This is a genomic window from Bartonella sp. MR168JLCBS, assembly GCF_042194175.1.
In genome coordinates this window covers 720-1,039 of record NZ_JBHIMP010000162.1, presented here as the reverse complement: position 1 = coordinate 1,039, position 320 = coordinate 720, and the positions used below count along the sequence as shown (strand labels likewise).

General features: G+C 37.2%; 1 pseudogene. It reads right to left on the bottom strand.

What is annotated here, in order from left to right:
• Positions 1 to 20 precede the first annotated feature (20 nt).
• A pseudogene (locus tag ACFIK8_RS10030) lies at positions 21 to 238 on the bottom strand (helix-turn-helix domain-containing protein); the annotation flags it as partial.
• Positions 239 to 320 lie beyond the last annotated feature (82 nt).

Here is a 320-nt window from a genome sequence, read left to right as displayed (position 1 = left end):
CTTTGTGTTTTGTTTTAAGTATCGGCATAAAAAAAGGAAATAGGAATACTGAGAATATCAGCAATTTCTTTTAAACGTCCTGTGCTATACGATTTAATCCTGCTTCATATTTTTGAATTTGTTGGGCGCTTACCCCTAAGGTGTGCCCTAATTGTTTTTGAGACATTTTCAGCATTTTTCGTCTGAAATGAATTTTTTTACCCACGAAAATGTCGTTTTGAGGATTTTTCGCTTGCATTTCCCTCTGTCGGTCGCGAGCGCCTTCGTATTGCTATTCCGGGGGTTAAAAGTACTGACTTAGAATCAGCATTTTGCTTTTA